This is a genomic window from Sphingopyxis sp. (genome assembly GCF_035944815.1).
Classification (GTDB): Bacteria; Pseudomonadota; Alphaproteobacteria; order Sphingomonadales; family Sphingomonadaceae; genus Sphingopyxis.
This window is the reverse complement of sequence record NZ_DASZAU010000004.1, coordinates 192,571-218,709: the sequence shown is the minus strand read 5'-3', so window position 1 is coordinate 218,709 and position 26,139 is coordinate 192,571. Positions and strand designations below refer to the sequence as shown.

Genomic DNA, 26,139 nt, shown 5'->3' with positions numbered 1-26,139 from the left:
CAACGACGAAAGGATGGACGGCACTCCGCAGGCGACATCGCCACCGGGATTGCGATTCCTTATAATGCGTCTAGTTATCAACGCTACGATGTCGCCGGGGCGGCGCAGTCATGCCTCCCAACCGGAAGCGAAGGACCATTTTTTGTCGGAAACCCTATCGTTAGAGGCCCAGCCGGTCGGCGCGCAAAGTCGCGCGCCGGCGCTCGCGCATCATATCGTCGTGGTCGACGACGACACCGGGGTGCGGACGCTCCTGACCCGCATCCTGCGCGAATATGGCTATGAAGTCAGCGCCGCACGCGACGGCGCAGAGCTCCGCTCGATCATGGCTATGGGCCGGATCGACCTGATATTGCTCGATATCATGCTGCCCGGAGACAATGGGATCGATCTGTGCCGGTCGATCCGCGAACGAAGCCGCGTCCCGATCATCATGATCAGCGCGCGCGGACAGGAAAGCGATCGGGTCGCCGGGCTCGACGTGGGTGCCGACGATTATATCGCCAAACCCTTCGGCCGATCGGAAGTGCTGGCACGCGTCCGCGCCGTTTTGCGCCGGATGCGCGATCCGCATGCCCCGCTCGACGCGCCCGTCCCCGAATGTTTCGAATTCGCGTCGTGGAAATATCATGCGCGCCGCCGCGAACTGATCGCCCCGTCGGGCGCCGAAGTCGACCTCACTGCCGCCGAACAGGATCTCCTGCTGGCGCTGCTGCGCCATCCGCAGCGCATGATCGGCCGCGAACGGCTGCTCGAACTGTCGCGCAGCCGCGTCGGCTCCTCGACCGACCGCAGCATCGACGTGCTGGTCAGCCGGCTGCGGCGCAAGCTCGGCGACGGCCGGAAGATACGTCCGCTGATCCGCACCGTACGCGGCGTCGGATATATGCTTGCAGCCGATGTCGTCGTGAGCTGACCGATGCGCGTGCGCCTTCCCGGGGCGATGGTCGGGCGTATCCTGCTGGTCCTGATCTGCGCGGTCGGGCTCGAACTGCTCGGCAATCTCGCGCTGGAGCGCTGGCAGCAACGCGAACTCCTGTCCGACCAAGAAATTGGCCAGGTCGCGATGAAACTGACCGAGGCCGAGGCGGTCGCGCTCGCGAACCATCGTCGTCATCGCGGCGAGCGGCTCCAGTTGATGTCGCAGGACAATCTCTCGCTCAACTGGGTCCCCCGCACCGTCATCACCGATTTCGGCGGATCGTTCGAACAATTGCAGGAACTGCGTCGCCGCATCGTCCGCTCTGCGCCGGCGCTCTCCTCGCGCGAATTGCGCCTCACCCTGATGCCATCGGCCGAGCGCGGTGAACGCGACCTTGTCGGCGCGCTGGGCATTGCCGATGGCAGCTTCATCACCTTTCGCCTGACCCCCTATCTGGGGGCGCCGCCCGATCCCCGGCTGGTCATTTTCCTGCACCTGTTGCTCGTCGCGGCGGTCCTCGCTGTCGCCCTTGCCATGGTCCGCACGCTGGTCCGGCCGCTCAGCAATCTGGCCGAGGCCGCCGACCGCACGAGCGGCGGGCGCGCCAGTCCGATCGCCATCGAGGGACCGGCCGAAGTGCGCCGGGTCGCCACCGCCTTCACCGCGATGCAGGACCGGCTGTTCCGGGCGATGGACGACCAGACGCAGGCGTTGATCGCCGTGTCGCACGACCTGCGTACCCCGATCCAGCGGCTTCGCCTGCGCGCGGCGCTGCTGCGCGATGAAGAGGCACGGGCGGCGATGAGCGCCGACCTTGCCGAGATGGAAAGTTTCATCGACGCGACCCTGTCCTATTTCCGCGATGGCGAAGAGGAGGCGGCACGGCTGATCGATGTCGCCGCCCTTGTCGTGACATTGGTCGACACCGCCGCCGACCTTGGCGACGACATCGCCTATCGGGGGCCCGACCAACTGCTCGTCACCGCGCGCCCGGTCGGCATCAAGCGCATCCTCACCAACCTGATCGACAACGCGCGGCGCCACGCCCGCCGCATCGAAATGACCCTTGGCGCCGACGGGGCCGATTATGTCATCGACGTCGACGATGACGGCCCCGGGATCGCGCCCGAACGCCGCGCCGAAGCGCTGCTCCCCTTCCGCCAGCTCGACGCTGCGCGGGCGGGCGGCGGCGCGGGGATCGGCCTTGCTGCCGCGAACAAGGCGGTCATGGCCATGGGCGGGTCCTTGCTCCTGCGCGACGGTCCGCTCGGCGGTCTTGGCGTTCGCCTTACACTCCCGCGCCAAGGACCGCCCTCCGGCGGGCCCTGACCGCCCGACGCTTTGTAACAAAGTGTTACAAAGCGTCGTTTCGGCCCACTTCGGAATTGACCCGAAACCGCGCCCGCATCAGTTGCGCCCCGATCTTTTGCAATTCATTCGCATTATCGGGGGACTATCCAATGACCGCTTTCCATCGCCCGGCCGTCCGTTTCGGCGGCGGCACCTGCCTCACGGCGATCGCCGCATTGATCGCAGTACCGGCTGCGGCGACCGAGGGCGACGAGGCGCCCGCCGGGTCGGACATCGTCGTCACCGCCGCCGGCTATGAGCAGAAGATCACCGATGCCCCCGCGAGCATCACCGTCGTTACCGAGGCCGAGCTGCGCGAGCGCCCCTATATGACGCTGATCGACGCCGTGCGCGATATCGAGGGCGTCGATGTCGGCGAGACGTCGGACAAGACCGGCCAGCGCACGATCAGCATCCGCGGCATGGGCTCCGACTATACGCTGATCCTGATCGACGGTCGCCGCCAGAACAATCATGGCGACATCTATCCCAACAGCTTCGGCGGCAACCAGTTCAACCATATCCCGCCGCTCGATACGATCGAACGGATCGAGGTCATTCGCGGCCCCGCCTCGACGCTCTATGGCGCCGACGCGCTCGGCGGCGTGATCAACATCATCACCAAGAAGGTGCTCGACCGCTGGACCGGATCCGCGACCTTTGGCCGCAGCATCCAGGAAGATACTGACTTCGGCGACGACATGACCTTCGACGCCGCGGTCAGCGGCCCGATCGTTCCCGGCATCATCGGGCTGAAGCTGCGCGGTTCCTATTACAAGCGCTACCCGTCGGAGCCCGATTTCGCGCCCGTGGTCGACCCCGCCGGCGTGTCGCACGTCCGCGGCCTCGGCTTCGGTGGCGGCGGCAAGACGGTCAGCAACACCAACCGGTCCTATGGCGGCTCGCTGACCTTCACCCCTTCGCCCGACCACAGCTTCATCTTCGACATCGACTATTCGAAGCAGGTCTATGACAACACGCCGATTGTCGATCCCGCGACCGGCGCGATCACCTATCCGCTCGGCACGCTCGACGGCATCGAAAGCATCTGGCGCGCGAGCGGCGGCGTGGTGCAGCCTCGCGTCGGCTATACCGAAAATCAGGTGTTCGACCGCTACAGCTGGTCGACCGCCTACAACGGCGACTTCGGCTTCGCGCGCGCCTTCCTGTCGCTCGCCTATATCGAGACGAACAACAAGGGCCGTACCATGCCCTTCTCGGTCGCCGAGCGCCTGCTGCTGCAACAGATGTTTAGCGGCACAGGAGCCTATGCCGGCATGCCCGCCGCCGAGCGCCGCGCGCTCGCCGAGCGCACCTTCCTGCCGCGTCCGCTCCGCACCCTCGAAAGCGCGCAATATACGGTCGACGGCCGCATCGACATTCCGGTCGAAAATCTGGCCGGCCGCCACAATTTCGTGATCGGCGGCCAATATATCGATGGCACGCTGGACGATGGCGTGTTCGGGCTCGAAGCCGCGGTCGGCGGGATCGAGGCGGTGCAGGACCACCGCATCTGGTCGCTGTTCGCCGAGGACAATTGGACGCCCTTCGAAGGTTTCAGCATCACCGGCGGCGTCCGTTACGACAATCACAACCTGTTCGGCGGTCATTTCAGCCCGCGCATCTACGCCAATTACGACATCAGCCCGACGCTTACGCTGAAGGGCGGCGTGAGCACCGGCTACAAGACGCCGAAGACCACCGACCTCTATGACGGCATCCGCGGTTTCGGCGGCCAGGGCACCAGCCCCTTCATCGGCAACCCCGACCTGAAACCCGAAAGCAGCGTGAACAGCGAGATCGCGCTCTACTGGAACCCGACCGCGAACAGCGGGCTCAACGTCACGCTGTTCCACAACAAGTTCAAGGACAAGATCGACACGACGATCGTCCAGCCTTGCGCGCTGACCAACTTCGTGCGCCCCTGCGCCAATCTCGGCGACTATTACGCCGTGCTCGGGCTCGGCAGCACGATCAGCATCCCGTTCAACGTCGACAAGGCGCGGATCAAGGGCGCCGAAGTCGCGGGGCGTTATGAATTTTTCAGCGGCCTCTCGATCCGTGCCAACTACACCTTTACCGACAGCAAACAGCAGACGGGCGCTTCGGCGGGTCAGCCGCTGACCCAATCGGCCAAGCATATGGCTAATGCGACGCTCGACTGGCGGCCGCTCGACGGCCTGTCGACACAGCTGTCGGCCGAACATCGTTCGCGCCGCTATCGCGGGCTCGGCACCAACGGCCAGCATCTCTACTACAAAAGCTACACGGTGCTGAATTTCGGCGCGCAATACCGGCTGAACGACCATCTGACGCTCAGCGGCCGCGTGAACAACCTGCTCAATCGGGACTTCCGTGCTTATGACGTCGATTTCGGCACGCCGGTGAACGGTGCCTACACGCCGACCTACATCGATCACTACAACAACAAGGACAAGGCGCGCAGCTATTGGGTGAGCATCAACGCCCGCTTCTAAATCGCGTCGGCGGGCAATATGCTGTTCGGCCGGCGACCGGGAAGCCGGATGCCGCCGAACGGCGCCGGGGCCGCGCTAGGCGGCCTTGAAATCCTCCGCCCGCAGCGACTTTACCAGTTGCACGAAGGATTTCTTCGCAAGCGTCTGTAGCATCGGCATCTGGGCGGCCCAGGGCTTTTGATAGCCCGCGAAGACCGTCATGCCTTCCATCGACCCCGAAATGAACAGCGCGAGTATCTCGCGCTGGTCGCTGGGCAGCTCCGGATTGATCTCTCCGATCAGTTCGTTGAGCGACACGCGCGCACGATCGTAAAGCTCGCTCATCCGGTCGTGGATGAAGGGGTCGTGGTTCGCCATCGCCCAAAGCTCGGGGAAGAAGCGCGTCGTCTTCTTGGTCGTGATGTCCTCGAGAACGAGCATGACCAAATTCTCGAGCCGCGCCTCGGCGCTCGCGCCCGGCTCGTGAATAATCTCGTCGAACGATTCCTCGTAACTGCTGATGACCGCGTTGAGCAACTCGCGGATCAGCTCCTCCTTCGACCGGAAATAATAGTTGAGGTTGCCGACGTTCATTCCCGATTCGGCCGCGATCCGCCGGAGCGTCAGCGCGGCCGATCCATGGTTCACGAGCAGCGACAGCGCCGAGCGGAGAATATGCTCGAAGCCATCCTGACCGCGCGCATAGCCCCCGGGTCGCGGGGTTATTTTCAGGTCGGGAACAATGAAATTCGTCAAGATTCAGTATCCTCCACGATCTTGGTAACGGCGTTGGCGACATTGGACAAGTGCCCTAATTTTGACAATTGACTAAAATTGGACGAACGATCAACATCATCTCGAATCGGCCGCAAGAGCCATTGTCAGCACGAACCAGGGAGTGCGGGATGCAGTGCATTCTGAGAGGGGCGGCGTTTGCCGCATTGATGATGTCGGCCGCAGCCGGACACGCGGCGGACTATCCGCAGCCCTTGCCCGAAGAACCGGTACCGACCGTCACCGAACTGCCCGAACGCTATCCCGCGAGCTGGATCTTCGTGCACGACCTTCACTTCAACAGCTTGCCCGACGGCCGCGCCGCTCTGGTCGACGTCGGCGCCGAGAACAGCCACTTGCGCGGCCAGATTCCCGTCGCCCAATTCGGCAACATCCTGCCGTCGACGACGCGCGGCGAAATCTATGTCAGCGAAACCTTCTATTCGCGGCTGACGCGCGGCGAGCGAACCGACGTCATCACGATCTGGGATACGAAGACGCTTGCGCCGAAGGGCGAGATCGTACTGCCCGGCGGCAAGCGCGGCCTGTTCGTCACGCTCCGCAACAGCCTCCAACTCACCAATGACGAAAAATGGGCGCTGGTCTTCAACTTCACGCCGGGATCGTCGGTGACCGTCGTCGACCTTGCCGGCCGCAAGATATTGTCCGACATCGACCTGCCGGGCTGCTCGCTCGTCTATCCGACGGGCCCGCGCGGTTTCACCTCGCTCTGCGCCGACGGCACGATGACGAGCATGACTCTCGACGCGGCGGGCAAGGCCGGGCCGACTGTCACGAGCCCGGTGTTCAACGACATCGACGACGATCCGCTGTTCATGACCCCCGCGATGGTCGGGCGGACGGGCTGGTTCGTCAGCTTCAAGGGCAATTTGCGCGCGATCGATTTTTCCGGCGCGGCGGCAAAAGACCTCGGCAGCTTCGCACTCCCCAAACAGGACGGCGGCGCGCCCGAATGGCGGCCCGGCGGCTGGCAGGTCGTTTCGTCCGACCGCGCGGGGCTCCTCTATGTGCTGATGAATCCCAAGGGCGCGGAAGGGTCGCACAAGGATGGCGGCACCGAGGCGTGGGTGATCGATCCCAAGGCGAAATCGGTCGTTCGCCGTATCGCACTCAAGAACCACAGCGTTTCGATCGAGGCGACGCAGCAGGACAAGCCGCTGCTCGTTGCGTCACGCCCGGACGGCTCGCTCGACGTCTATGACGCCGCGAGCGGCGCATTCGTCCGAACGATTGCGAGCGTAGCGCACGACCCGATGACGATGACGGCGGCCCGCTGATGTCGACGGCTCTATCGGTCCTCACCCTGTTTCTCGCGATGGTCCTTGGCATCGCGGCGGCGCACAAGCTTGCCGAACGGTCGCGGCTGGCCTCGGCAACGGCCGGGCTGCTTCGTATCGATCCGGCGATTGCAGCGCCGGTCACGATGGCGGCGGCTGCGACCGAATTTGCGGCCGCGCTCGCCCTGCTCTTTCCGGTTTCGCGCTCGGCAGGCGCGCTGCTCGCAGCGCTGCTGTGGGTGGGATATGGCGCCGCGCTGGTCGGCGCCCGCCGACGCGGCGACGGAGGCATCGATTGCGGCTGCGACTTTGGCGCACGCCGGAGCGGTATCGGCCGCTTCGCCATCGCGCGCGCCTTCGCGCTCGCTCTCGCTGCGCTCGCCCTCCTCTTCTCTCCCGCCGGGAGCGTCGGCGTCGGCGTCCAGTCGATCTTCGCCGCCCTCGCCTTTGTCGCGCTGCTCTTCGCGGCCGGCGAAATCGCCCATCTTCCCGCCACCAGCCGGAGTGCTGCACGATGACCGGATTTTTCCTCGCCTCGCAAATCCTGCTCTGGATCGCCGTCGCCGTTCTCGGCGTACTTGTCGCGGCGCTCGCGCGGCAGGTCGGCGTCCTCCACGAACGCATAGCCCCCGCCGGCGCGCTGACGCTGCACCAGAAAGTCAATGTCGGCGACAAGGCACCCGAAATGACCCTGCGGACGCTGGAGGGCAAGGAGGTCGCGATCGGCGGCAAACGGCAACGGCGCGGCCAGCTGATCTTCTTTCTCTCGCCCGATTGCCCGGTCTGCAAGACATTGCTGCCCGTCGTCCGGTCGGCGAGTTCCGCCGAGCGCGGCTGGCTGGATGTCGTGCTGGCGAGCGACGGCGACGCGGCAGCGCATCGGCGGTTGGTGATGGCCGAGGGGCTCGCGGGTTTCGACTATGTGCTATCCGAAGAACTCGGCCGGTCGCTCGGGGTCTCGAAGTTGCCCTATGCGGTGCTGATCGACGAGGCGGGAAACATCGCCTCGCTCGGCCTCGTCAACAATCGCGAGCATCTGGAAAGCCTGTTCGAGGCCAAGGAACGCCGCGTCGCCTCGATCCAGGAATATCTCGCGCGCGGCTGATCCCGCACGACGCGACAAGAAGGGGACGGATATGTCGGGACTGGACAAATTTTCCGAAAAAATGACGCGACGGGTCGCCCGCGCGACATCGCGGCGCAGCCTGCTGACGCTGATCGGCGGCGCGCTGACCGGCACGGCGGTGATCCCGGTGCTGCCGGTGTCGCGCGCGCAGGCGCAGGGACACGGGCATAGCGGCGGCGGCGATCCGATCGCACCGCAACCGACAGGCAATCCGCAGGACCCCGGTGACCAGACGCAGTGCGACTATTGGCGTTATTGTGCGATCGACGGTTTCCTGTGCAGTTGCTGCGGCGGCACGGCGAGCAGTTGTCCGCCGGGTACCGAAATGTCGCCGATCACCTGGATCGGTACGTGCCAGAATCCCGCCGACAACCGCGCCTATATTATCAGCTATAACGACTGCTGCGGCAAATCATCGTGTGGGCGTTGCCTGTGCAACCGCAACGAGCACGACCGGCCGATGGTGCGGCCGCAGGCGAACAACGACATCAACTGGTGCCTCGGAACCGAAAGCGCGATCTATAATTGCTCGACCGCGGTGATCCTCGGCGTCGCGCTGGAACAGCAATGATGCGGCGGCTTGCGATCCTTGTCGGGTTGACCGGGCTAACGGCGGGACATGCCGCCGCACAGGACGGCGCCGCAGTCTACAAGCGGTGCGCGGCGTGCCACCTCGCCACCGGCGCCGGCGTTCCGGGCGCCTTTCCGCCGCTCAAGAGCAATACCGCGTCGCTTGCCGCCACGCCGGCCGGGCGCCGCTATCTTGCGCTGGTCGTGATCCGCGGCGTGTCGGGACCAATCACCATCGGCGGCAAGCCTTTTCGCGGCATGATGCCCGCGCAGGCGGGTCTGAACGACGCACAGGTCGCCGCGGTGCTGAATCATGTCTTGAAGGGCAGTTCGGCAAAGCCCTTTTCGGCAAGCGAGGTCGCCGGATATCGTGCAGGCGGTACGGCGCTCAACAGCGCGGCGGTCGGCCGGCTGCGGGCTGGCACCGGGGCGAAATGAGGTGGCTGGCCGTCTCTGCGCTGATCGCAGCGACCGGAGCGGCCGTGGCAACGCCGGCGTGGAGCGGAGCCGAAACCATTCCCGGCGTCGCGAACGCCGCGCGCGCGCGGCAGAACTGGATATTGTCATGCCAGGGATGCCACCGCGCCGACGCGACGGGAACGCCGCAAACGACGCCAACGATGGCGGGTTTCGTCGCGCGCTTCCTGCAGGTGCCCGGCGGCCGCGAATATCTGGTGCAAGTGCCGGGCGTGGCGACGGCGGCGCTGTCCGACGCCGATCTAGCCGAAGTGGTGAACTGGTCGCTTGTGCGCTTCGACGCCGCGAACGTCCCCGCGGATTTCAAGCCCTACACCCCTGCCGAGGTGGGACGGCTGCGGCTGAAACCGCTGCGCGCGGAGGCGATGACGATACGCGCGGGCATGGTCGCCCGCATGCCCGGGGACAAACAACAGAAATAGGAACAGGGGAGGATTTCGATGACCAAGGGAATAACGCCATGCGCTGCCCGTCCGATGCTCGCGCTGCTGCTGGCCGGCGTGGCCATGCCGGCGCTGGCACAGGAGGCCGCCGCCGACACCGCCGTTGCCGAAACGGTTGATGGGACCGATATCGTCGTCACCGCCCAGAAACGATCCGAACGGCTGCAGGACGTTCCGATCGCGGTCAGCGCGATCGGCGGCGATTCGCTTGAAAAACAGCGCGTCACGCAGGCAGACGAACTCGCCAGCAAGATCGTCAACCTGCAGCTGACCTCGACCGTCGGCGACAACACGCCGATCTTTGCGCTGCGCGGCGTGTCGATGTCGGATTACAGCCTCAACCAGGCCAGCCCCGTCGCGACCTATTACGACGAAGTCTACAAGGGCAATTTCGCGTTCCTGGGCGTCGCGATGTACGACCTTGAGCGCGTCGAGGTGCTGCGCGGACCGCAGGGCACGCTTTATGGCAAGAACACGACCGGCGGCGCGGTCAACCTGATCAGCCGGACGCCGTTGCTGGGCGATACCGAGGGGTATCTGAACCTCGGCTATGGCAACTACAACCGCTACGAGGCCAATGGCGCATTCAGCGTGCCGCTGGGCGAGACGCTGGCGGCGCGCGTCGCCTTCACCTTCGCGCGCGCCGACGGCTGGTTCAAGAACCAGCTTCCGGGCGAACCCGACCTTGCGAGCGTGCGCGAATATGGCGTGCGCGGCAGCCTGCTGTTCGAACCGAACGACAGCGCACGCTTTATCCTGCGCGCGTCGACCAGTTACCAGAACCCGCGCAACTATGGCATTTATGCGCAGCCCGAGGCGGTGAACCGGCCGGGGTTGGGGCGCCGCGAGATCGAGGCGAACGTCACCGACCGCCGACGCGCGCGCACTTGGTCGGTGTCGCTGACGGGTACGGTCGATTTGAGCGACGCGCTCGCGATCACCAGCGTGACGTCGTGGGACAAGGGCCGCCTCAATTTTTATGAGGACACCGACGGCACCGCGACCGAGCTGCTCGAAATCCCCTATACCGACCGCGCAACGCAATTCGCGCAGGACCTGCGCCTGACGAGCGACTTTGGCGGCCCGTTCAACTTCATCCTCGGCGCCTATTTCAACCGCGAGAAAGTCTATAACGAGACGACGTTCGAAATCGGCAAGGATATCGATTCCGACGGCCTGCCCGGCGTTACCGATGCCGATTGTGCTGCGGGTTTCCCCTTGGGCTGCCTGTTCCGCAACAGTTTCGATCAGCTCAAGAAAAGCTATGCACTCTATTCGGACGTGAGTTTCGAGCTGACCGACCAGCTGACGCTACGCGGCGGCCTTCGCTTCACGCACGACAAGGGGACGCAGAGCAATTTCGAATCCAACGCGCTGGGGCCGAACGGGGTGCTGGTGATGAACCTGATCCCGCCGTCGCGGCTCGATTACAGCCAGGAGAATCTGTCGGGTAAGATCGGCGCCGACTACAAGATCAATCCCGACGTGATGGTGTATGGCAATTACAGTCGCGGATACCGCGCCCCGAGCTTCAACGCGCAGGCTTTTTTCGACCCATCCGAACTGTCGGTCGCGAAGGCCGAAAAGATCGAAGCCTTCGAACTGGGACTGAAGAGCCAGTTCGCCGACCGCCGCGTCACGCTCAACCTCGCCGCCTTCCATTACAGCTATAGCAACCAGCAATTCATCAACATCGATCCCGCGACCGCAGCGCAGACTTTGCTCAACATCCCGCGGTCGCGCATCCTGGGCGGCGAAGCCGAGCTGACCGTACGTGCGACCGACATGGTGACGCTGCGCGCCGGGGTCGGCCTGCTCGATACCAAGATCAAGCGCGGTATCGTCAGCGGGGTCGATGTCCGCGGCAACAATCTGTCGAACGCGCCCAAATTCACCTTCACCGGCGGCGTCGATGCGACAGTGATGGACGCCGCCGGCGGCAAGCTGAGCCTGCACGGCGACATCAACTATTCGTCGAGCCAATATTTCGAGGTGCTCAATATCCCCCGGCTGAAGCAGGACAGCTATGTGCTGCTGGCCGGGCACATCGATTGGGAATCGGCCGACGGCCGCTGGAACGCCTCGATCTGGGGCAAGAATCTCACCAACAAATTCTATTTCACCTCGCGCGTCGACCTGCTCGCCGGGTTCGGGTTCGACTATAATCACGTCGGAACGCCACGGACATATGGCGTGACGGTGGGCACGAAGTTCTGATCGGAGAGAGCGGATGTCTGATTACAAGATGCTGATCGGCGGACGGCTGGTCGACGGCGATCACGCGATGGACGTGATCAACCCCGCGACCGAAGAGATATTCGCGACGGTCGCGCGTGCCTCGGAACGGCAGGCCGACGACGCGATCGAGGCCGCGGCGACCGCCTTTCCCGGCTGGGCCGAGGTGCCGATGGCGGAGCGCCAGGCGAAGGTGAGCGCGCTGGCCGACGCAATCGCCGCCAATGCCGACAAGCTCGCGCGCGCACTGACGCAGGAACAGGGCAAGCCGCTGGCCGAGGCACAGGGCGAGATCGCGTGGGCCGAAGGCTATCTTCGCCACTATGCGACGCTCGACATCGCCGAACGGACGATCCAGGACGATGCGAACGGGCTCATCCAGGTCCGCCGTAAGCCGCTCGGCGTCGTCGCGGGGATCATCGCGTGGAATTTCCCGCTGCTCGTCGCCTGCTGGAAGATCGGCCCGGCGGTGATCGCGGGCAACACGATCGTGCTGAAACCGGCGCCGACGACACCCGTCTGCGCGTTGATGCTGGGCGAACTCTGCCAGGACATCTTTCCGGCGGGCGTGGTGAACATCATCGTCGATGCCAATGACCTCGGCGGCTATCTGACCGCCGACCCGCGCATCGCCAAGGTCGGCTTCACCGGATCGACCGCGACAGGCAAGAAGATCATGGCGAGCGCCGCCGACGGACTGAAGCGCCTGACGCTCGAGCTTGGCGGCAACGATCCTGGCATCGTGCTCGACGATGTCGATGTACGCGAGGTCGCGCAGGGCATTTTCAACGCGGCTTTCCTCAATTGCGGGCAGGTCTGCCTCGCGATCAAGCGCGCCTATGTCCACGACAGCATCTATGATGCGATGTGCGACGAACTGGCGCGGCTGGCCGAGGCGGCGGTGGTCGACGACGGGCTGGCGCAGGGGGCGCAGATGGGCCCCATCCAGAACAAGGCGCAATATGAGAAGGTGAAGGCCTTTCTCGAAAGCGCACGCCGCGACGGCACGATTGTCGCCGGCGGCGAGATTATCGACCGTGCCGGCTATTTCCTGCGCCCGACGATCGTGCGCGACGTCACCGACGGGCACGAGATCGTCGACGAGGAGCAGTTCGGCCCGATCCTGCCAGTGATCCGCTATTCGGACATCGACGACGTCGTCGCGCGCGCCAATGCGTCGCCCTATGGCCTTGGCGCCTCCGTCTGGTCGCGCGACGTCGATCGTGCAGTGACCGTCGCGAACCGGATCGAAAGCGGATCGGTGTGGGTGAACCAGCATGTCGCGATCGGCCCGCATATCCCGATGGCCGGGATCAAATCGTCGGGCCTCGGCGTCGAACAGTCCGAAGAAGGGCTGGCCGAATATACGCAATTGTCGGTGATCAATGTAGCGCGCGGCGGATGAGCGAGGTTTTCGACTGGGATCCGCCGACGCATTATAATTTCGCGCGCGACGCGATCGACCGGCTGGCGAACGAAAGGCCGGACGATCGTGCGATGCTGTGGACCGACGGCACCGGCGCGGTCGTCGACCGCAGCTTTGCCGAACTTTCTCGCCATGCCGCGCGCGCCGCGTCGGTCCTGAGCGCCGCGGGCGTGGGGCGCGGCGACACGGTGCTGATCCTGATGTCGCGCGAGATCGAATGGTGGGAGTTGATGCTCGCCTGCCTGCGGCTGGGCGCGATCGCCTCGCCGGGCACGGTGCAGCTCACGCCCAAGGACATCGCCTATCGCTGCGACGCCGCCGACGCCCGTTGCATCGTCGCAGGGTCCGACGTCGCGCCGCGGGTCGACGAAACGCCGGTCGATGCCGCGATCCCGCTGGTCCATATCGGCGGCGCGCGCCCGGGATGGATCGATTATGGCGTAGCAAAAGCGGCGGCTGCGCCGCTGGACGATGTGGCCGATACCGCGTTCGACGATCCCGCGCTCTGCTACTTCACCAGCGGGACGACGGGCCAGCCCAAGATGACGATCCATGGCGCGGGCTATCCGCTGGCGCACGAAATCACCGGGCGCTTCTGGCTCGATCTCGGTCCCGGCGACCTGCATTGGAACATGTCCGACACCGGCTGGGCGAAAGCGGCGTGGAGCAGCCTGTTCGCGCCCTGGCTGATGGGTGCGGCAATCTTTGTCAACCATGCGCCGGGGTTCGATGCGGTCGCCGCGATGGACCTGCTGGAGCGCCACCCGGTGACGACATTGTGCGCGCCGCCGACCGCCTATCGCATGTTCGTGCGCGCCGATTTGGGCGGACGCAACTTTCCCCATCTGCGCCACTGCGTCAGCGCGGGCGAGCCGCTGAACCCCGAGGTGATCGACCTGTGGAAGAAAGCGACCGGGCTCGACATCCACGACGGATACGGACAGACCGAAACGGTGCTGCTTTGCTGCAACCGCGCGGGCGCGGCGCGACAGGGCGCGATGGGGCGGCCGACGCCGGGCATCGACCTGGCGGTGATCGACCATGATGGTGCGGTCCTGCCGCCGGACGAGGAAGGCGACATTGCGCTGCGCGTCGGCGAGCGCCGTCCGCCGGGTCTGTTCCTGGGCTATCGCGGCGACCCCGATCGCACGGCGAGCGTATTCCGGGGCGGCTGGTACCTGACCGGTGACCGCGCGACGGTCGACGCCGACGGCTTTTTCTGGTTCGTCGGGCGGGCTGACGATGTGATCCTCTCGTCGGGCTATCGCATCGGGCCGTTCGAGGTCGAAAGCGTGCTGTTCGAGCATGAGGCGGTCGCCGAAAGCGCCGTCGTCGCGAGCCCCGACCCGACGCGCGGCGAGGTGGTGAAAGCGTTCGTCGTCCTTGCGGCCGGGCACAAGGCTTCCGACGCATTGGTGAGGACGCTGCAGGATCATGTGAAACGGACCACCGCGCCGTATAAATATCCGCGTCGTATCGAATTTGTCGACAGCCTGCCCAAGACCGTGAGCGGCAAGATCCGGCGCAAGGAATTGCGCGACAATGAATTCAGGAATGAAATCGCATGACCGACAGCATCGTTCGCGGTGACACCGACGCCGCGCTGATCGAAATGACGATCGGCGACTGTTTCGACCGGACCGTGGCGCGCCATCCCGATCGCGAAGCGCTGGTTGTCCGGCACCAGTCGGTGCGCTGGACGTGGAGCGAACTCAAGGCGCGCGTCGATGCAGTTGCGGCCGGCTTGCTCGAACGCGGGCTGAAGCCTGGCGACCGGGTCGGGATCTGGGCGCCAAATTGCGCCGAATGGGTCATCGTCCAGTTCGCAACGGCCAAGGCGGGGCTGATCCTCGTCAACATCAATCCCGCCTATCGCGTCGCCGAGCTCGATTATGCGCTGAACAAGGTCGGCTGCACGGCGTTGATCCTCGCTCCTTCGCACAAGAGCAGCGACTATATCGCGATGCTCGGCGAACTGGCACCCGAATTACCGGCTTCGACGCCGGGAATGCTGCGCGCGGCGCGCCTGCCCGACCTCCGCCTCGTCATCGTGCTGGGCGACAAGGACCGCGGAGGCTGCCTGCCATTCGATGCGCTGTCCAGCACCAGGACCGAAATGCTTGCGGACATCCGGCTCGATCCCGCCATGCCGGTCAACATCCAGTTCACCAGCGGCACAACCGGCTTTCCCAAAGGCGCGACGCTGTCGCACCGCAATATCCTCAACAATGGCGCGTTCGTCGGCGCACGGATCGGTCTCTCCCCTGCCGACCGGCTGTGCATTCCCGTCCCCCTATATCATTGCTTCGGCATGGTGATGGGCAATCTGGCGTGCGCGGTGCACGGCGCGACGATGATCTACCCGGCCGAGGCTTTCGACCCCCACGCCGTGCTCGAAACCATCGAGGCCGAGCGCTGCACCGCACTTTACGGCGTGCCGACGATGTTCATTGCCGCGCTCGCGCACCCGGATTTCGACCGCTTCGACCTGTCTTCGCTCCGCACCGGGATCATGGCCGGATCGCCCTGCCCGATGACGGTCATGCGCGAGGTGATCGACCGGATGCACATGGACGAGGTCACGATCGCCTATGGCATGACCGAAACCAGCCCGGTCAGTTTCCAGAGCGGCACCGCCGATCCGCTCGATCTGCGCGTATCGACGGTGGGCCGCGTCCAGCCGCATCTCGAGGTCAAGCTGATCGACCTTGCAGGCGAGGTCGTGCCGCGCGGGCAGACGGGCGAGCTTTGCACACGCGGCTATTCGGTCATGCTCGGCTATTGGGACGACGCCGAACGCTCGGCCGAAACGGTCGATGCGGACGGCTGGATGCACACGGGCGATCTCGCAACGATCGACGAGCATGGCTATTGCCGGATCGTCGGACGGATCAAGGATATGGTGATCCGCGGCGGCGAGAATATCTACCCGCGCGAGATCGAGGAATATCTGATGACGCATGTCGACATCGTCGACGCGCAATGCGTTGGCGTACCCGACGACAAATATGGCGAAGAATTATGCGCCTGGGCCATCCTGCGCCCCGGCGCGACGCTCACCGCCGAAGAGGTAAGGAGCTTTTGCCGGGGCCGCATCGCGCACTATAAAATTCCCCGGCATATCCTGTTCGTCGACGGTTTCCCGATGACGGTGACCGGCAAGGTACAGAAGTTCGCGATGCGCGAACGGATGCTTCAGCTGCTCAAAGACGCAAACCGGTCGACGATGGCGGGCATCTAAACCGCCGGCAGCGATCATCGCGGCTTGGGCGCCGTCATATACAGGCCGCCGGTGTCCGGATCGATCGACAGTGATGGCGAATTCTTGCAGGGAAAAGCGGCATTCATCGCCATCAGGAACAGGTGATGCGTGGAAATATGCCTTATCGTCGGGTTGTCGCGCAGGAATTTGTGAAACACGTCGCGATGCTGCTCATAGGATGCACCTGCCGGCAGGCAATAGATCGCCTCTTCGGGTGCCTTGCCCATGTTCATCACCGGCGCGTCGGCGATGCCCATGAAATATCCGATGCAGGCGCTATAGTCCTTCGGGCCGGCTACGCATTGGTTATAATAGGAATTGCCGCCGGCAAGGCTCTCGCGAACCTGAAAAGCCGCCCCTTGATTCGGCGCGGTCACGGCGAAAAGGATCGCAGCAAACAGCCGTATCATTTGCCCTCTCCTGACAATCCCTCGACCTATTCTATACCGGATATGTCACGAGCACTAAATATATGATTGCTGAGCCATTCGGGACAGCTTTCGGGCGCCGAAATCGCGCGAGACCGGGATGGGGGATATTTGGGCTTTACTGGATCAGGCATCCGCTACCCGGAAACCGATTCATTCCGCAGATGGTTCAAAAGCGCCTTACACGGCGGCAATAGTACATGCCGCTCCCCAGCCCCCGCTGCGAAATCAGCGCCCGCCCTTTTATCCACGGCTCCGCGATCGTTCAGAGCTTGTCGAAAATGATCCACATTATGGCGCCCCATACGCCCAGGGACAAAGCGTAGACCAGAATACAGTCGCCTCTTTCACGCAGCGCCGCTCGCATAGCAGTTCCTCTCCATCCCGCCGTAGTATCCGATCCTACTCTGCCGGCAGGAACCGAATGCCATGGCCCAAGGGGCTAGCCCTGCCCCCGGGCTGCCGCACCAGCGGCAACCTCTGTCGGAGTTGAGCAGCAATCCGCGCCGTCGTCCACCCCCCAAATCGCCGACATAGAGCCCGCGATCGTCGGATATTTGCGAAGGTCTGGCCCGGCGTTCAGCCGAGATGCCTCAGAACCCACGTCGTCAGCGAATCGCCGCAGCCTGCCCGTTGGTATAACGCGGTGAAATGGCGTTGAGGTCGCCCGTCGCCGGATCGCGCCGGACGGCGACCCACAGCCCCTGCGCAAAGCGCGCCTCGGCGGGTGGGATCGCTTTGATTTCGAGCCCAGTCGCTTCGAGCAAATCGTCGGAAAACTCTCCTTCGACGACACGCAGGATCAGTTCGCGCTGGCTGCCGTCGGGCGAGATCGGGAGCAGCAGCCGCGGCGCATCGGCGGCCTGCTCGATCGTCATGCCGAAGTCGATCACGTTCAGGAGCGACTGGGTCGTCTGATAATGCAATCCGACCCCCATCGACGACCAGGCGATTTCGGGCCGACCATCCTTGATCACCAGCCCGACCTCGATCGGGTTAGGCAGTTGCGCGCCGCGCGGGGTCGCCGTGACCATCGACTGCATATAAGCGGCGGGGTCGCCGACCGACACACCATCGACGACGATCGCGGTCTGGCCCCAGATCAGGCAATTGATCGAGTGACAGAGCGCGGCCATGTTGCCGTCGGCGTCGACCGCGACAACGACGTCCGAATGCGTCCCCTTTGGAAGGAAGCGCACGGGTTCCCGATCGACCAGCCGCTGCCAGAGCTCGCCGGCATGTTCGCGGGTCAGGCGCGACGCGCGGCTCATGTCGATACCCGGAAAGGCCTTTTGCTGCTCCTCGGGGCTTTCGTAGCGCATGCCGCCGATCGCCGCGCAGCATTTGGCGAGCCGTACAAGGCTGTCGGACGAGGTCGACCAGTGGCCGAGTTCCTTGATCCCCGCGGCCTCAGCCAGATTGAGAGATTCGATGAGGTTGACCGAGCCTTCGCAGGGCTCGCCGAGGACCGCGATCGTATAGTCTTCGCGCTCGACCGTGGCGGGGGTTGACCAGATTGGGCGATAGTCGACCAGATCCTGTAGCGTCATCTTGCCGCCGTCGCGTTGTATCGCCTCGACGCAGCGCGCCGCCCAGGCGCCCTTGTACATATAATCCGCGCCCTCGCTCGCGACGCGGCGGAGCGTTTCGGCGAGCGCGGGCTGGCGGAAATGGTCGCCCTCGACATAGGGCGTGCCGTCGCCCTTGTAGAAGATCGACCGCGTTTCGGGCAGGCGCGCGAGGTCGGTCTTGCGCACGTCGATGTAGCGCGCGAGCCCGGCCGACACCGCAAACCCGTCCTCGGCGATTTCGATCGCGGCATCGAACAGACGGGCAAAAGGCAGTTTGCCGAAACGCCGGTGCGCCGCCTCCAGCCCGCGCATGAAGCCGCCGACCATCGCGGTCCGCCCCGACGGTTCGCCTTCGAGCATCATGTTGGTCACGCCGTCGGCCGCCGGGTTGAGCTTGCCCGGGATCGACATCGGATCATCCTCGGCGAGCACCGTGTTCCATCCCGCGTTGAGCGAGGTCACGTCGTTGCTCGCGGCGTCATAATGCATCAGCGACAGGATACCGAAGAAGCTGATGACCGCCCCGCCGCCGAGGACGATCTGGGCGAGTGCCGTGCTCATCACCGCATCGACCGCCGAGCCGCCCTGCCGCAGCGCCTCTTCGCCAACGCGCGCCGCAAGCCCGTTGAGCGCGGTCGAGACGGCGCCGCCTTTGCCCCGCGCCGGCGGATTGCCGGGAAGCGCGGTCTGCTGGATGTTCCAATAATGCTCGCGATCGGCTTCGGGCCAGGCGGAGGGGCCGAGGGTCATGGGGAGGTCCTTTGCTGCTATGTCAGGAAGCGGCCGGAATATGGCGGCCGAACCAGTCGACGATGCGCGCCGCTGAATCGAGATAGGCGGGGTAGCCGCGCAGGCTGTGACCATCGCCCGGATAGACTGCGAGCGCGGCTTCCGCTCCCGCCTCCGACAGCGCACCGAAAAATTCGATCGCCTGCCCCGTCGGCGTATTCTTGTCGCGCCCGCCCGCGAGGATCAGCGTCGGCGTCGTCGCGCCTTCGGCGAAGAAGACCGGGCTGCGGTCGAAATATTGCCCACCGGGCCGCCGCGGCGACCCTTCGAGCAGCGCCATATCGAACCAGGGGATTTGCGACGCATAATGCTGGCTGTACCAGTTCGCGACCGGAGAGATGGGAACGGCGGCCGCGAAGCGATCGGTCTGCGTCACCAGCCACGAACTCATGAAACCGCCATAGCTGGTCCCCGACACGCCGACGCGCGCCGGATCGACGATCCCGGCGTCGACGAGGCTGTCGATGCCCGCCAGATAGTCGTGCATATCCTCGCCGCCCATGTCCTTGTGGACGCGGCGCGCGAAATCCTGACCGCGCCCGCCCGACCCGCGCGGGTTGGGCAGTAGCAGGGCATAGCCCTTCGCAACGAGGACGGGCCCCGCGCGCAAGGCCGCCGCATAACGGTTGCGATGCGCCCAGACGGGGCCGCCATGGATGTCGACGAAGAGCGGAAGGTTCCGCGCTTCGCCGCCCGGCAGGACGAGCCAGCCGCCGATTTCGAGCCCGTCGCGCCCCTGCCAGCGGTGATAGCGCATCGTACCGGGGATCGCCGGTGCCGGCGTCGGCGCAAAATCCACCAGCCGCTGCGCCTCGCCATTCGAAAAACGCGCGATCGCGGGCGGACAGGCATAGCCCTCGATCATCGCGAACGCCGAACCGTCCGCTGCGGGAACCGCCGAGGGGTACCAGCCGCTGACCGTCAGCGCCTCCGACGCCCAATGTTCGCGCCGTTCGCCCGTCGCGACGTTGATTTCGCCCACGACGGTCTCGGCATCGCGGACGCCCGCGAAGAGGAGGTTATCGGCGTCGCGCCAGCGAAGATCGGTCGCCTCGACCCCGCCGAGGTCGAGCACGCGCTGGCCGTCGGCATCGCCCAAAGTGACGGGACCGCAGACGATGCCGCGATCGCTGCAAAAAGCTTCCAGAACGGCCCAGCGCGCACCGTCGGGCGATCCGGCGGGAACGCCGATCTGCTCGGCGCCCGAATAGCGTGCGCGCTCGGCACCCGTCGCTGCGTCGAGCACGCGCAGGCTCGCTTCGTACCAGCTCCCCTCGCTGTGATGATTGCTCGCGACGACGGCGAACGCATCGTCGCCCAGCCATGCGGCCTCCCAGACATTGACCGGCGGCCGCGTCACGGGCCGCAGCGACGTCGCGCCCGCCGTCCAGACATAGAGCCGTCGCCACAGATTTTGCGCGCTCGACGATGCCACTTCGGGAAGCCAATCCGGCCCCTCATCCTCACCGCGCAGGGCAAAACCGCCCTCCGCGCCCGAAACGTCGGCGCCTGAATCGGCGCCCAGAACCAGAAGATCGCGCCCGCCCGGCGACCAGGCGAGGGCTTCGACCCGCATGTCGAGGGCAATCGACACAAGCCGCTCGCCGCTGTCCGAAAGCAGGACGAGAAGCTCCTGTCCGCCCGCCCCGTTTTCGACATAGGCGGCGCGGCCGTCGGGACTGCCCCGGTAATGGTGGCCGCGCGCGACACGGCGAACGCTGCCATCGGCGAGGTCCAGCCGGCAAATCCAGCCCGACGGGCCATCCTCGAGCGTGCCTTCGAAAGACTGCGCCGAAAAATGGACCGCCTGCCCGCCTGCCGCATCGAGGTCGGCCGCCGTCCACAGATGCTCCTCGCCCGGGCGGAACAGGGTGCGGTATAATGCCGCCACTTCGCCGGCCGCGGGCGATCCGCGCATATCCTTTTCGATCATTTCAGCGTCTCCGGTTCAGTCTTCGGCATCGGCGCGCAGATGTTTCGCCGCGCGCAGCATGAAAATTCCCGCGGGCAGGAAGGTCAGAGACATGATCATCAGCGCATAGCGCAGCCCCTCGGCCGGCCCGTAAATCCCCGCAAAATGGTCGCTGATCGCACCCGCCAGCACGGGACCGGCGCCCAACCCGACCAGATTGGCGAAGAAGAAGGCCAGCGCCACCGCCATCGCCCGACGCCTGCTGCCGCAGACGGTGTGCATCGCCGCGAATACCGCGGGCACGGCCCCGGTCAGCAAGGTCCCGCCGACCATCGAAATCGCGGCCATCAGCACAAGGTCACCGACCGCGAAGGCGCCGACATAGAGCGGCAGCGCGAGGATCAGGATGATCCCGGGAAAGCGCGCGAGCCAGGCGATGTCGCGCTTTGCAAGCAGGTCGCCGATCTTGCCCCCGCCGAGATTGCCGATCACCGCGCCGACCGCCGACATCGCGCCGAACAGCGCGCCGGCTTCGGCAACCGTCAGGCCATGCACGCGGATCATGAAGGAGGCGGTGAAGACCAGCGCGCCATAGGCCATCAGAAAATAGAGGACGAGCGCATAAACGATGTTGCGATAGGCGGGTTTCGCAAGCAGGCGCCGGATGCTCACCTGCGCGTCTTCGGTGGCCTCGGGCGCAACGGCGAAGCGCGGAATCAGGCGCGGTTCGCGCAGGAAGAAACGCGATGCAAGCGCCAGCAGCAGCCCCGGCAGGCCGATGACGATGAACGCCTCGCGCCAGCCATAATGCTGCGCCACCCAGCCGCCGGCGACCATACCGAGAGGGCGTCGCGGCGAACCGCGGCGCGAGATCCGAACCGGTCGCGGCGAGCAATTCGGCAGGCGCGGCGCCCCGAAGGATCGCATAGCCCTCGCCCATCAGCCGAGTGGCAGCAGGCGAGCGAAATGGTGCCCCATCGAGGGCGGCAGGATTGATCATCATTGCCCCGCTCCTTCAAGCTGCCGCAGCGGGCGGCAGTACCGCTTCGCCGGTGATGCCATTGATGGCGAGCTTCGACGCCGTCGTGGCGTCGACATCGATCGCGAGGCCGACGAGTGCGCGGCCGTCATGGATTTTCGGCTCGGCGAGCGCGCGGCAGTCCCAGCCGAAACGCTCGATCTGGCGGAACCAGGGGAGCTCGGCGACGCCGATGTAGGTCCGCACGCCGTTCGCGAGCGCATATTCGACAAGGCCGACGAGCAACACATCGCGTGCGACGCGGCGATCGCGCGCGCCAATGCCCGGCGACAGGCAGAAGCGCGTGATCTCGAGAATATCCTCCCCTTCCGGCACCCGGCTGTCGGCCAGATCGGGGTAGAGGCTGCCGAGCAGCGCGGGCCGCACGGTCGGCAGCAGCCGCGCAGAGGCGAGGTGCTGACCAGCGCGGTCGGTGACGATCAGATAATTGGCGTAGATATCATCGAACTGATCGAGCTCGAAGCGATCGGCAAGTGCCGGGACGTCCCACTTCAGAAGATCGATGAAAACGCGCTTGCGCGCCTCGAACATGGACCGCAGCGCGAGATGTTCATAGGCGCGGTTCGAATGGTCGACGATCAGCAACATGAATGCCTCCTTTGTTGAGAGGCAATCCAATTGAACGGCAAATCGCCGTGTGACCATAACACAACTGGGGGGTGTCAGCGGCGGACGAAGTCCCCGAAACTGATCTCGCCCGCGAAGAGCGCGCGGATCGCAAGCGACATGCCGTCATGGACGCCGTAGCGGGCTCGCGCATTGCGCAGATGCTCCTTCACCGTGTCACGGCTGAGGCCGATGATATGCGATGATTCCCAGGCCGATTTGCCGTTTGCCGCCCAGATCAGGCATTCGCGCTGTCGGTCGGTGAGACGCGGTGCGAGGGCGAGCTCGGGAAAAGCGAGCAGCCGGGCAGCCTCGAACGCGGGGCCGCTGATCATCGTCGCGAAGAACAGCGCCTCGACCGAAGCCGCCTGCCCGGGGGCCCAGGCAAAGGACACGGAGCCATGCGCTTCGCCGGGAAGGTGCGCCGGCACGGTCAGCCCGTTTCCGATCCCGTGCCGGCGTGCCCGCTGAAAAATCTGGCGGTCGCCCGGTCGCTCGCGGCGGCGCCATGGAACATCGCTCCAGATGAAACCCGCCATGCGGTGGTGGCTTTCGCGGTGAATCGGATCGGTTGTGCCAAGGCCATTGTCGTCGAACCACCGCGCCCAGTCGGGAGGATAATTGTGGATGCGGATCCCCCTTTCCGGCGCCGCCAGAAAATCCACATGATGCGTCAGGGCGAACCAGCTGCAACCAAGCTGCGCGCAGACTTCGGCAAGGAGATCACTGAGCCCCGCTTCATCCTTCACACGTAGGACAGCGAGCGTAAAAGCTTGCGCGGCGTCCATTGTCGGCACTGCGATCCTTTGGCGACGCCGGACGCTGTCGCCAAGCCAGGCGACCGGCGTTGCCCCTCGTCAGGCCCTGCACCCCGTCCTCTCACATGGACGGTGCGCCGGGGACGGTTCGTCGCCGCTGGTCCTTGGCGATCTACACTGATGTAAATTTTGCGAGGGAAAATTATATCTTTCAAATATATTCGAAACATAGAACCATATTGAGGCTAATTCAGCGTCCGTGAGCATGACGCTGCGTGCTGGCGAGTATTGCGGATAATCTGACGCTCTTTGGGAGTGACTTTGTGCCTAAGCCACTCGTGCCAAAGCTGGGCGTTCCCAACCAGCGCTGGAGCTTGGACTTTGTCCACGATCAGCTCGTCACCGGGCGACGCTTCCGGGTGCTCAACATCGTCGATGACGTGACGCGTGAGTGCTGCCGGCGGTGATCAATACGTCGATCTCGGGCCGGCGGGTTGTGCGCGAGCTGAGTGATCCGATCGCCAGGCGCGGTGCGCCGAAGATGATCGTCAGCAATAACGGCACCGAGCTGGCGTCGAACGCGGTGCTCGCTTGGTGCGGCGATGTCGGGATCGAGTGGCATTATATCGCACCCGGCAGACCAACGCAGAACGGGTTCGTCGAGAGCTTCAATGGTCGCATGCGCGACGAGCTGCTCAATGAGACGCTGTTCTTCACGATCGGCCAGGCGTGCACGATCCTCGCCCGATGGGTCGACGATTACAACACCGAGCGGCCGCATTCCTCGCTCGGCTACGCCACCCCGGCGGCGTTCGCCGCCGAACTCGAAAAGCAACGGGCGGGGTTAACCCCGCCCGTTGCTTCGCCTGCGCTTATGCGCGACAACACCCCTCGGCCTCCAGTTGCAGCTGGATGAAAGAGAGGGGTCAGGTCACTGGCGTAAAGTCCCTGACACGCGGATTCTGATAGCGCGAACCAGCTTCTCGCCTGGCAGTGTAAGTGGCGGATTATCCTCGTCAATCGCAATGGTCTGCGCTGGCGAGACGCGCCAAGGGAATATGGCCCGAAGAATACCCACCACAATCGCTGGAAACGTTGGAGCGACAAGGGCAGCATCCTGTGCATGATGGAGGGTCTGGCTACACCTTAGGCGCCGGTGGGGCGGAGCCGGAAGGCGGGCATCCGGCTGATCGTGGTTCCGGCCGACAAGAAACGCCACACCGGTTGCTGCGTGCAGGCATGCGAGCCCCTTCGCTATATGGCAGCGATGAGCGAAACTGAGCATATTTTCCCGGATTTCGAGCGAAGATCGTGCTCAAATTAACAATCATACTTGACCGTTAGTTTCAATTGCATGATGGATTGCGGGATTGGATCTCGAGACACAATCAGAGATTCAACGGGATTGGGGAAGGAACAGGCATGAGCGACGCAACGACGATCGGCGGTCCGGCTGCCGAGAAGGACGATTGGAAGGGCACGATCCTCGCCGGCCTCGCCAATTACATCGACGCCGGCTCGATCGTCGCGGGCGCCGCCGCGCTCGCGCTCTGGCAAGGCATCTACGGCATGTCGGACAATCTGCTCGGCCTGATCGCCGCCTTCGGCCCCAATGCCATAGGCGCCGGCGTGGGCGCCATGATCGGGGGCTGGCTCTGCGACAAGCTGGGCCGCAAGAAGATCTACCAGTGGGACATGCTCGTCTACGCTTTCGGCATGACGATCCTCGTCTTCGCGGTCGCGCCGTGGATGATCGTGCTCGGCTTCCTGATCGTCGGTCTCGCCGTCGGTGCCGACATTCCCGCAAGTTGGTCGCTGATCGCCGAGGAAGCGCCTGACGATCGGCGCGGGAAGCATTCCGGCGTTGCCCAGATACTTTGGAACTTCGGCCCCGTGGTCGTTCTCCTCATGAGCCTCGCGCTGACTGGGCTCGGAGAGCTAGGCGCGCGCATTGTCTTCGCTCATCTTGTGATCGTCGCCCTTGGCCTTACCCTGCTTCGGCGCAAGATGCGCGAGTCCCGGCGCTGGGAAGAGACCCAGAAGGCCGACGTGGCGCCAATGCCGGTATCGACGCTCTTCAAGGGGCCCTATCTGAAGTCGATTCTCGGCCTTGTCGGCCTCTATGGCTTCTGGAACCTGTGGGCCGGAACAAACGGCCTGTTCTTCCCCTTCCTCATGGAAACGCTCGGGGTTGCCACCCGCGCCGAGAGCATTGCTCTCCAGTGCCTCAACTTCGGTCTCGGAATGGTGTCGAACTATTTCATCTTCATGGCCTTCGTCGACAAAGTTAACCACCGGACCATGTTCCTTGTGTCCGCGGCGCTGCAGGTCGTCGGCATGGCGATGCTGGCTGTCCTACCACTGAGTGTGCCGGTGGTTCTGCTGCATGTCTTCCTCGTCGGCTTCGCCGGCGGGTTTGGCGCCCAGAGCTTCTTTCAGCTCTGGAGCGCCGAGATGTTCCCGACGGCACTGCGCAGCACGGCCCAGGGCGTCTGCTTTGCCATCGTTCGCATCGGCCTCGGCATCTTCAGTTTCTTCGTGCCGCTACTCGCGGCGGCGGACTTTACCGCACTTGCCTGGATCCTCACGGGATTCCTCACCATCAGCATGGTGATCGGCTGGTTGTGGGCGCCGAGCAACGCCGGCAAGACGCTCGAGGAGATCGACCGTGAGCAGCAAGCGGCCTGAACTGGGACC

The 26,139-nt window shown here is 64.7% G+C and carries 21 protein-coding genes and 2 pseudogenes; 16 read left to right on the top strand and 7 right to left on the bottom strand.

Going from position 1 to position 26,139, the window contains the following annotated elements; all coding sequences use genetic code 11:
• Window positions 1-214: 214 nt before the first annotated feature.
• From VGU00_RS06385 to VGU00_RS06375, 3 genes are all read left to right on the top strand, one after another.
• Window positions 215-916 (top strand): response regulator transcription factor, encoded by a 702-nt coding sequence (locus tag VGU00_RS06385; protein ID WP_327467442.1) that lies wholly within the window; start codon window positions 215-217, stop codon window positions 914-916.
• Window positions 917-925: 9 nt separating this feature from the next.
• Window positions 926-2,251 (top strand): ATP-binding protein, encoded by a 1,326-nt coding sequence (locus VGU00_RS06380; RefSeq protein WP_327466655.1) that lies wholly within the window; start codon window positions 926-928, stop codon window positions 2,249-2,251.
• Window positions 2,252-2,382: 131 nt separating this feature from the next.
• Window positions 2,383-4,749, top strand: a complete 2,367-nt coding sequence (locus VGU00_RS06375; protein WP_327466653.1) for a TonB-dependent receptor domain-containing protein — start codon at window positions 2,383-2,385, stop codon at window positions 4,747-4,749.
• Between the two features lie 75 nt (window positions 4,750-4,824).
• Here VGU00_RS06375 and VGU00_RS06370 read toward each other — a convergent pair whose 3' ends face one another.
• Window positions 4,825-5,484, bottom strand: a complete 660-nt coding sequence (locus VGU00_RS06370; RefSeq protein ID WP_327466651.1) for a TetR/AcrR family transcriptional regulator — start codon at window positions 5,482-5,484, stop codon at window positions 4,825-4,827.
• A 188-nt stretch (window positions 5,485-5,672) separates the two neighbouring features.
• On the opposite strand from VGU00_RS06370, the gene VGU00_RS06365 reads away from it, so the two are divergent.
• From VGU00_RS06365 to VGU00_RS06320, 10 genes are read left to right on the top strand one after another with little or no spacing between them, the layout of a single operon-like run.
• Entirely contained in the window at window positions 5,673-6,800 is a 1,128-nt protein-coding gene (locus tag VGU00_RS06365) for an amine dehydrogenase large subunit (RefSeq protein WP_327466649.1), read from the top strand.
• Window positions 6,800-7,318, top strand: coding sequence for a MauE/DoxX family redox-associated membrane protein (locus VGU00_RS06360; protein WP_327466647.1), 519 nt, complete (start codon window positions 6,800-6,802; stop codon window positions 7,316-7,318). The genes VGU00_RS06365 and VGU00_RS06360 overlap by 1 nt, the downstream gene beginning before the upstream one ends.
• Entirely contained in the window at window positions 7,315-7,905 is a 591-nt protein-coding gene (locus tag VGU00_RS06355) for a redoxin family protein (protein ID WP_327466645.1), read from the top strand. The genes VGU00_RS06360 and VGU00_RS06355 overlap by 4 nt, the downstream gene beginning before the upstream one ends.
• A 31-nt stretch (window positions 7,906-7,936) precedes the next feature.
• A complete protein-coding gene (locus VGU00_RS06350) occupies window positions 7,937-8,497 on the top strand; it encodes a methylamine dehydrogenase light chain (RefSeq protein WP_327466643.1) in 561 nt (186 codons plus the stop codon).
• Window positions 8,494-8,934, top strand: a complete 441-nt coding sequence (locus tag VGU00_RS06345) for a cytochrome c (RefSeq protein WP_327466641.1) — start codon at window positions 8,494-8,496, stop codon at window positions 8,932-8,934. Before VGU00_RS06350 ends, VGU00_RS06345 begins: the two co-directional genes overlap by 4 nt.
• Window positions 8,931-9,395, top strand: a complete 465-nt coding sequence (locus VGU00_RS06340; RefSeq protein WP_327466639.1) for a cytochrome C — start codon at window positions 8,931-8,933, stop codon at window positions 9,393-9,395. The genes VGU00_RS06345 and VGU00_RS06340 overlap by 4 nt, the downstream gene beginning before the upstream one ends.
• Before the next feature lie 18 nt (window positions 9,396-9,413).
• Window positions 9,414-11,633, top strand: coding sequence for a TonB-dependent receptor (locus tag VGU00_RS06335; RefSeq protein WP_327466637.1), 2,220 nt, complete (start codon window positions 9,414-9,416; stop codon window positions 11,631-11,633).
• Window positions 11,634-11,646: 13 nt separating this feature from the next.
• Window positions 11,647-13,056: an aldehyde dehydrogenase family protein gene (locus tag VGU00_RS06330; protein ID WP_327466636.1), complete on the top strand. Its 1,410-nt coding sequence runs from the start codon at window positions 11,647-11,649 to the stop codon at window positions 13,054-13,056.
• Window positions 13,053-14,645 carry an AMP-binding protein gene (locus tag VGU00_RS06325; RefSeq protein WP_327466634.1) on the top strand — a complete coding sequence of 531 codons (1,593 nt, stop codon included), beginning with the start codon at window positions 13,053-13,055 and terminating at the stop codon, window positions 14,643-14,645. Before VGU00_RS06330 ends, VGU00_RS06325 begins: the two co-directional genes overlap by 4 nt.
• Window positions 14,642-16,318, top strand: coding sequence for an AMP-binding protein (locus VGU00_RS06320; RefSeq protein WP_327466632.1), 1,677 nt, complete (start codon window positions 14,642-14,644; stop codon window positions 16,316-16,318). The genes VGU00_RS06325 and VGU00_RS06320 overlap by 4 nt, the downstream gene beginning before the upstream one ends.
• Window positions 16,319-16,332: 14 nt before the next feature.
• Here VGU00_RS06320 and VGU00_RS06315 read toward each other — a convergent pair whose 3' ends face one another.
• From VGU00_RS06315 to VGU00_RS06290, 6 genes are all read right to left on the bottom strand, one after another.
• A complete protein-coding gene (locus VGU00_RS06315) occupies window positions 16,333-16,749 on the bottom strand; it encodes a Rap1a/Tai family immunity protein (protein ID WP_327466630.1) in 417 nt (138 codons plus the stop codon).
• A gap of 626 nt (window positions 16,750-17,375) precedes the next feature.
• On the bottom strand, window positions 17,376-19,088 hold the full coding sequence (locus tag VGU00_RS06310; protein WP_327466628.1) for a gamma-glutamyltransferase: 1,713 nt from the start codon (window positions 19,086-19,088) through the stop codon (window positions 17,376-17,378).
• Window positions 19,089-19,110: 22 nt separating this feature from the next.
• Window positions 19,111-21,060: a S9 family peptidase gene (locus VGU00_RS06305; RefSeq protein ID WP_327466626.1), complete on the bottom strand. Its 1,950-nt coding sequence runs from the start codon at window positions 21,058-21,060 to the stop codon at window positions 19,111-19,113.
• Window positions 21,061-21,075: 15 nt separating this feature from the next.
• Window positions 21,076-21,876, bottom strand: a complete 801-nt coding sequence (locus VGU00_RS06300) for an MFS transporter (protein WP_327466624.1) — start codon at window positions 21,874-21,876, stop codon at window positions 21,076-21,078.
• Between the two features lie 178 nt (window positions 21,877-22,054).
• A complete protein-coding gene (locus VGU00_RS06295; RefSeq protein WP_327466622.1) occupies window positions 22,055-22,666 on the bottom strand; it encodes an acyl-homoserine-lactone synthase in 612 nt (203 codons plus the stop codon).
• A gap of 74 nt (window positions 22,667-22,740) precedes the next feature.
• A complete protein-coding gene (locus VGU00_RS06290) occupies window positions 22,741-23,472 on the bottom strand; it encodes a LuxR family transcriptional regulator (RefSeq protein WP_327466620.1) in 732 nt (243 codons plus the stop codon).
• A gap of 326 nt (window positions 23,473-23,798) precedes the next feature.
• Here VGU00_RS06290 and VGU00_RS06285 point away from each other — a divergent pair.
• The 3 genes and pseudogenes from VGU00_RS06285 to VGU00_RS06275 all read left to right on the top strand — a co-directional run.
• A pseudogene (locus tag VGU00_RS06285) lies at window positions 23,799-24,358 on the top strand (integrase core domain-containing protein); the annotation flags it as partial.
• Between the two features lie 90 nt (window positions 24,359-24,448).
• Window positions 24,449-24,583, top strand: a pseudogene (locus tag VGU00_RS06280) (transposase); the annotation flags it as partial.
• A 281-nt stretch (window positions 24,584-24,864) separates the two neighbouring features.
• Window positions 24,865-26,130: an MFS transporter gene (locus tag VGU00_RS06275; RefSeq protein WP_327466618.1), complete on the top strand. Its 1,266-nt coding sequence runs from the start codon at window positions 24,865-24,867 to the stop codon at window positions 26,128-26,130.
• Window positions 26,131-26,139: the final 9 nt, after the last annotated feature.

Bases quoted from the DNA above. Each gene is read 5' to 3' on its own strand.
- VGU00_RS06300 (WP_327466624.1), bottom strand. From the start codon at position 21,876: ATGGTCGCCGGCGGCTGGGTGGCGCAGCATTATGGCTGGCGCGAGGCG.
- VGU00_RS06295 (WP_327466622.1), bottom strand. From the start codon at position 22,666: ATGTTGCTGATCGTCGACCATTCGAACCGCGCCTATGAACATCTCGCG.
- VGU00_RS06315 (WP_327466630.1), bottom strand. From the start codon at position 16,749: ATGATACGGCTGTTTGCTGCGATCCTTTTCGCCGTGACCGCGCCGAAT.
- VGU00_RS06360 (WP_327466647.1), top strand. From the start codon at position 6,800: ATGTCGACGGCTCTATCGGTCCTCACCCTGTTTCTCGCGATGGTCCTT.
- VGU00_RS06290 (WP_327466620.1), bottom strand. From the start codon at position 23,472: ATGGACGCCGCGCAAGCTTTTACGCTCGCTGTCCTACGTGTGAAGGAT.
- VGU00_RS06310 (WP_327466628.1), bottom strand. From the start codon at position 19,088: ATGACCCTCGGCCCCTCCGCCTGGCCCGAAGCCGATCGCGAGCATTAT.
- VGU00_RS06375 (WP_327466653.1), top strand. From the start codon at position 2,383: ATGACCGCTTTCCATCGCCCGGCCGTCCGTTTCGGCGGCGGCACCTGC.
- VGU00_RS06305 (WP_327466626.1), bottom strand. From the start codon at position 21,060: ATGATCGAAAAGGATATGCGCGGATCGCCCGCGGCCGGCGAAGTGGCG.
- VGU00_RS06355 (WP_327466645.1), top strand. From the start codon at position 7,315: ATGACCGGATTTTTCCTCGCCTCGCAAATCCTGCTCTGGATCGCCGTC.
- VGU00_RS06275 (WP_327466618.1), top strand. From the start codon at position 24,865: ATGAGCGACGCAACGACGATCGGCGGTCCGGCTGCCGAGAAGGACGAT.
- VGU00_RS06325 (WP_327466634.1), top strand. From the start codon at position 13,053: ATGAGCGAGGTTTTCGACTGGGATCCGCCGACGCATTATAATTTCGCG.
- VGU00_RS06335 (WP_327466637.1), top strand. From the start codon at position 9,414: ATGACCAAGGGAATAACGCCATGCGCTGCCCGTCCGATGCTCGCGCTG.
- VGU00_RS06320 (WP_327466632.1), top strand. From the start codon at position 14,642: ATGACCGACAGCATCGTTCGCGGTGACACCGACGCCGCGCTGATCGAA.
- VGU00_RS06350 (WP_327466643.1), top strand. From the start codon at position 7,937: ATGTCGGGACTGGACAAATTTTCCGAAAAAATGACGCGACGGGTCGCC.
- VGU00_RS06330 (WP_327466636.1), top strand. From the start codon at position 11,647: ATGTCTGATTACAAGATGCTGATCGGCGGACGGCTGGTCGACGGCGAT.
- VGU00_RS06340 (WP_327466639.1), top strand. From the start codon at position 8,931: ATGAGGTGGCTGGCCGTCTCTGCGCTGATCGCAGCGACCGGAGCGGCC.
- VGU00_RS06345 (WP_327466641.1), top strand. From the start codon at position 8,494: ATGATGCGGCGGCTTGCGATCCTTGTCGGGTTGACCGGGCTAACGGCG.
- VGU00_RS06365 (WP_327466649.1), top strand. From the start codon at position 5,673: ATGATGTCGGCCGCAGCCGGACACGCGGCGGACTATCCGCAGCCCTTG.